Source organism: Streptococcus oralis, assembly GCF_001578945.1.
GTDB classification, from domain to species: Bacteria; Bacillota; Bacilli; order Lactobacillales; family Streptococcaceae; genus Streptococcus; species Streptococcus oralis_Q.
Genome location: NZ_KQ969556.1, coordinates 51573 through 57249, shown reverse-complemented (window position 1 = coordinate 57249; position 5677 = coordinate 51573). Strand labels below are relative to the sequence as shown.

5 protein-coding genes and 1 pseudogene are annotated in these 5677 nt (G+C 44.3%); 5 read left to right on the top strand and 1 reads right to left on the bottom strand.

Annotated elements, in window-relative coordinates; genetic code table 11:
- From leuS to SORDD16_RS09125, 5 genes and pseudogenes are all read left to right on the top strand, one after another.
- The coding region (leuS, locus tag SORDD16_RS09145) for a leucine--tRNA ligase (protein ID WP_081215197.1) at positions 1-2451 on the top strand (2451 nt) is incomplete at its 5' end.
- Between the two features lie 258 nt (positions 2452-2709).
- Positions 2710-3123: a YjdF family protein gene (locus tag SORDD16_RS09140; protein ID WP_061453206.1), complete on the top strand. Its 414-nt coding sequence runs from the start codon at positions 2710-2712 to the stop codon at positions 3121-3123.
- A 154-nt stretch (positions 3124-3277) separates the two neighbouring features.
- Positions 3278-3973 (top strand): GNAT family N-acetyltransferase, encoded by a 696-nt coding sequence (locus tag SORDD16_RS09135; RefSeq protein WP_061453205.1) that lies wholly within the window; start codon positions 3278-3280, stop codon positions 3971-3973.
- The gene (locus SORDD16_RS09130) at positions 3970-4806 is read left to right on the top strand and encodes an isocitrate lyase/PEP mutase family protein (RefSeq protein WP_061453204.1); all 837 of its coding nucleotides are present in this window, start codon (positions 3970-3972) and stop codon (positions 4804-4806) included. The genes SORDD16_RS09135 and SORDD16_RS09130 overlap by 4 nt, the downstream gene beginning before the upstream one ends.
- A gap of 81 nt (positions 4807-4887) precedes the next feature.
- A pseudogene (locus tag SORDD16_RS09125) lies at positions 4888-5257 on the top strand (GNAT family N-acetyltransferase).
- A 160-nt stretch (positions 5258-5417) separates the two neighbouring features.
- On the opposite strand, the gene SORDD16_RS10840 reads toward SORDD16_RS09125, so the two are convergent.
- Positions 5418-5677: transposase (locus SORDD16_RS10840; RefSeq protein ID WP_241734050.1), on the bottom strand; the 260-nt coding region annotated here is incomplete at its 5' end.

Sequence of the window (5677 nt, the reverse complement as noted above, 5' to 3'; positions counted from 1 at the left end):
GCGAAACATCATACATTTAAGACAGGAACAGATGCCTCAAAACCGAAGTTCTATGCTCTCGATATGTTCCCATATCCGTCTGGAGCGGGTCTGCACGTAGGACACCCAGAAGGCTATACAGCAACGGATATTCTCAGCCGTTACAAACGTGCGCAAGGCTACAATGTCCTTCACCCAATGGGCTGGGATGCTTTTGGTTTGCCAGCTGAGCAGTACGCTATGGATACGGGGAATGACCCAGCAGAGTTTACAGCGGAAAACATTGCCAACTTCAAACGTCAGATCAATGCGCTTGGATTTTCTTATGACTGGGATCGTGAAGTCAACACGACAGACCCCAACTACTACAAGTGGACCCAGTGGATCTTCACCAAGCTTTACGAAAAAGGTTTGGCTTATGAAGCTGAAGTACCGGTCAACTGGGTTGAGGAACTAGGGACAGCTATCGCCAACGAAGAGGTTCTTCCAGATGGAACTTCTGAGCGTGGGGGTTATCCAGTTGTCCGCAAACCAATGCGCCAATGGATGCTCAAAATCACTGCTTACGCGGAGCGTTTGCTCAACGATTTGGATGAGTTGGATTGGCCAGAGTCTATCAAGGATATGCAACGCAACTGGATTGGCAAATCCACTGGTGCTAATGTTACTTTCAAAGTGAAAGGGACTGACAAGGAATTTACCGTCTTTACCACTCGTCCTGATACGCTTTTCGGTGCGACCTTCACAGTCTTGGCTCCTGAGCACGAACTAGTAGATGACATCACAAGTCCAGAACAAGCTGAGGCTGTAGCGGACTACAAACACCAAGCTAGTCTCAAGTCTGACTTGGCTCGTACCGACCTTGCTAAGGAAAAAACAGGGGTTTGGACTGGTGCTTATGCTATCAACCCTGTTAACGGTAAAGAAATTCCAATCTGGATTGCCGACTATGTTCTTGCTAGTTATGGAACAGGTGCTGTCATGGCTGTGCCTGCCCATGACCAACGTGACTGGGAATTTGCCAAACAATTTGACCTTCCAATCGTAGAAGTACTTGAAGGTGGAAATGTAGCAGAAGCTGCCTATACTGAAGATGGACTACACGTTAATTCAGACTTCCTTGATGGACTGAACAAAGAAGACGCTATTGCTAAGATTGTGGCTTGGTTGGAAGAGAATGGTTGTGGACAAGAGAAGGTCACCTATCGTCTCCGTGACTGGCTCTTTAGCCGTCAACGTTACTGGGGTGAGCCAATCCCAATCATTCATTGGGAAGATGGAACTTCAACAGCTGTCCCTGAAAATGAATTGCCACTTGTCTTGCCTGTAACCAAGGATATCCGCCCTTCAGGTACTGGGGAGAGTCCATTGGCTAACTTGACAGACTGGCTTGAAGTGACGCGTGAAGATGGTGTCAAAGGTCGTCGTGAAACAAACACTATGCCACAATGGGCTGGTTCAAGCTGGTACTACCTCCGCTATATCGACCCACACAATACTGAGAAATTGGCTGATGAGGATCTCCTCAAACAATGGTTGCCAGTAGATATCTACGTGGGTGGTGCAGAGCATGCCGTTCTTCACTTGCTTTACGCTCGTTTCTGGCACAAATTCCTCTATGACCTCGGTGTTGTTCCGACTAAAGAACCCTTCCAAAAACTCTTTAACCAAGGAATGATTTTGGGAACAAGCTACCGTGACCACCGTGGGGCTCTTGTGGCTACTGACAAGGTTGAAAAACGTGACGGTTCCTTCTTCCATGTGGAAACAGGGGAAGAGTTGGAGCAAGCACCAGCTAAGATGTCTAAATCCCTCAAGAACGTGGTTAACCCAGACGATGTGGTGGAACAATACGGTGCCGATACCCTTCGTGTTTATGAAATGTTCATGGGGCCACTGGATGCTTCTATCGCTTGGTCAGAAGAAGGTCTGGAAGGAAGCCGTAAGTTCCTTGACCGTGTTTACCGTTTGATTACAAGTAAAGAAATCGTTGCGGAAAACAATGGTGCTCTTGACAAGGTTTACAATGAAACCGTTAAATCTGTTACTGAGCAAATCGAATCCATGAAATTCAACACAGCCATTGCTCAACTTATGGTCTTTGTCAATGCGGCTAACAAGGAAGACAAGCTTTATGTGGACTATGCCAAAGGCTTTATCCAATTGATTGCCCCATTTGCACCTCACTTGGCAGAAGAGCTCTGGCAAACAGTTGCAGCAACAGGTGAATCCATCTCTTACGTAGCTTGGCCAACATGGGACGAAAGCAAATTGGTTGAAGACGAAATCGAAATCGTCGTCCAAATTAAAGGAAAAGTTCGTGCCAAATTGATGGTCGCTAAAGACCTATCACGCGAAGAATTGCAAGAAATCGCTCTAGCGGATGAAAAAGTTAAAGCAGAAATTGACGGTAAGGAAATCGTGAAAGTTATTGCGGTACCGAACAAACTAGTTAATATTGTTGTGAAATAACCAATTTATTTGCTGATTTCCAACCTCAAACAGTTCCCAAAACTGTTTGAGCCAACTAAACTCGTCAATATCGTTGTTAGAGTAAGAAATGAATCCTTCAGAGTAGAATCTGGAGGATTTTTAAATTGGATTATGCTATAATAGTCCCAACTAAGATAAAAACACAGTTCTGGTTGGTAGTCCAGACGTAGGCAAGCCTATCAGTAACCTTCCTCCTTGGTTGTCCATTCTTAGGGATAGATTTAAGGAGGTGCTGTCATGGAAATCGTTTCAATTGGCTTGACAGTTTATTTTGAAGATGGATTTTGGCATGGATTGTTTGAACAAGAGTATGAGGAAACTTATCAAGTTTGTCGAGTGACATTTGGTCAGGCACCAAAAGATGATGAAATTTTGAGACTTATACAGACTCAGTTTGTTCGGTTATCTTTTAGTCCAGAGGCAACAGTCAAACAGCATGTGAAGATTAAGAATCCGAAGCGTCTGCAACGAGCTGTAAAGAAACAGGTGAAGAAGAAAGTTTCTTCTAAGTCACAAGAGCTCTTGCAGTTGCAGCACGAGGAACGAAAAAAGCATTCAAAACAACAGTCCAGTCTCCAAAAGCAATTGCTCAAGCAAGAGAAATTTGAACGCAAACAGCAAAAACGTAGAGAGAAGCACAAGGGGCATTAACTCACTCGTTTCCATATGTGATCATTCCTCCATAAACTGGGGGGATGATTTTTATAAGAGGAGTTTGCATTGTTGAATCGAAAACTAACTGTTTTCAAAAATTTTCATCGAAATGTGCTATACTATGTTCAAGAAAAAGACAAGGAGAAACATAATGCCTGTAAATGAATTTGGACAGATGATTGGGAAATCAGTAGATGATACACCCGGTCAATTACCTGCGATTGATTGCTTGGAAGGGAGGTATGCTCGGATAGAGACTCTTTCGGTAGAAAAACATGCTAAGGATTTGTTTGCCGTCTATGGCCCCGACAGTCCGCAGGACATGTGGACCTATCTTTTTCAAGAGCCTGTGGTAACTTTAGGAGAGCTTGAAAAACTTTTAGAACAGTTAGAAGCAAGCACGGACCGAGTCTACTATGCCATTCTAGATAAGGTCAGTGGCAAGGCTTTGGGGACTTTTTCTCTGATGCGGATTGACCAGGCCAATCGGGTTATCGAAGTGGGAGGAGTGACCTTTTCACCAGCACTTAAGGGGACACGGATAGGGACCGAGGCTCACTATTTACTAGCTCGCTATGTCTTTGAAGACTTGGGTTATCGTCGCTATGAGTGGAAGTGCGACCAGCTCAATGGGCCTTCACGCAAGGCTGCCTTACGATTGGGATTTACCTTTGAGGGAACCTTTAGACAGGCGGTGATTTATAAGGGACGGACGCGAGATACAGATTGGTTTTCTATGCTAGATACAGAATGGCCGGCCCGAAAAGCGCGCTTTGAAAATTGGTTGGAGCCTGATAATTTTGATGAAGAAGGCCGCCAATACAAACGTCTGGAGGACTGCTCATGACAGATATAGAAAAACAAATCCAACGTGCACAGACTTTTCAAGCCTTGCACAAGAAGGGCGATTTGCTCCTGCTACCCAATATCTGGAATGTCGGTTCGGCCCTAGTCTTTGAAAAAGAGGGAGCAAAAGCTCTGGCTACTTCTAGTGCGGGTATCGCTTTTGATCTGGGCTATCCGGATGGTGAGGATATTTCGTTTGATGATTTACTGGAAATGGTAACAAAAATCTGTCGCCGTGTGACGGTACCTGTCTCAGTGGATTTTGAGCGGGGCTATGCAGAAACAGGAGCAGAAGTAAAAGAAAACGCCCGAAAACTCTTAGAGGCTGGGGCAGTGGGAGTCAATATAGAAGATGGCTGCTCAGATGGCAGTCTGTCTTCCCTTGACTTGCAGCTTGAAAAGATTCAGGCTTTGGTTGCCTTAAAAGAAGAAACTGGCATTCCTTTTGTCATCAATGCCCGGACCTGCGCTTTCTGGTATGACGTGGTAGGAGAAGAGGAGAATCTCTCTATCGCGATTGCGCGTGGCCGTGCCTTTGCACAAGCCGGGGCGGATTGTGTCTTTGTCCCAGGGGCTATGTCAATGGCAACGGCAAAAACACTCATCCAGGAAATCCCTTGTCCGCTCAACCTGATTCTGACACCGCAAACACAAAATATCCAGACCCTAAATCAGGCAGGTTTGGCACGACTTAGTCTGGGTTCGGGTCCTGTACGAGCTACCTACCAAGGAGTCATTCAGCTGGCGCAAAAGATTCAGCAAGAGCAGGACTTTACAGCCTTGCTTCAGACGCCACTGACCTATGCTAAGGCCAATGAGTATTTTAAGGAGTAACATTCTTTGCATGAGGTCAGCAGTGCAAGAGCTTGAGAGAATTCTAAAAGGAGACGACATGATTCGAATTAAAAGGAAGAGATCGTCAAGCTAGAAGATGTTTTATATCTCTATCAGGCAGTTGGTTGGACCAACTATACCCAACAGCCCCAGATGCTGGATAAGGCTCTGTCTCACTCATTAGCGATTTATGTGGCGCTTGATTCGTTTGGTTGGAGATGGTTTCTCATCGGTTTTTGACCAGAATTTGATCGTTTTGCCTACTTATCAGCGTCAAGGAATTGGCAGTGTCTTGATGAAAGAGGCTTTAGGTGATTTCAAAGATGCCTATCAAGTCCAACTAGTGACCGAACAGACAGAAAAAACCTTGGGATTTTATCGTTCTCTGGGATTTGAAACCTTATCTACTTATGATTGTACAGGAATGATTTGGGTGGATCGAAAAAAATAAAAATTGCTGAGAATTTAAGGTAACTTTAAGCCAGGTCTTGTATCATAGATTTATCAAATGAAGACCTCCTAAACTTTATTTGATGAATCCTAAAACTTTTCTTTTTCATCATAATCTCCTAAAGAAGTCACCCAATCAGGTGGCTTTTTGTGGCTCTTTGTCAACAGTAGTGGGTAGATGAAAAGCTAACATCAAAAGGAGAGGACGAGTTTCGTCTTCTCCTTTTGATGTTGAGAGCAATTACAATCCGTTTTTTGAAGTTGTCAAAGTTCCGAAAACCAAAGACATTCCGTTTGATAACCTCGATAAGGTTATTGGTTGCTTCCAGTTTTGTGTTGGGATAAGGAAGTTCAAGGATATTGATAATCTTGTCCTTATTAGTCAAATACATACGAAAAATAGGGCGATAAAAGCGTGTAT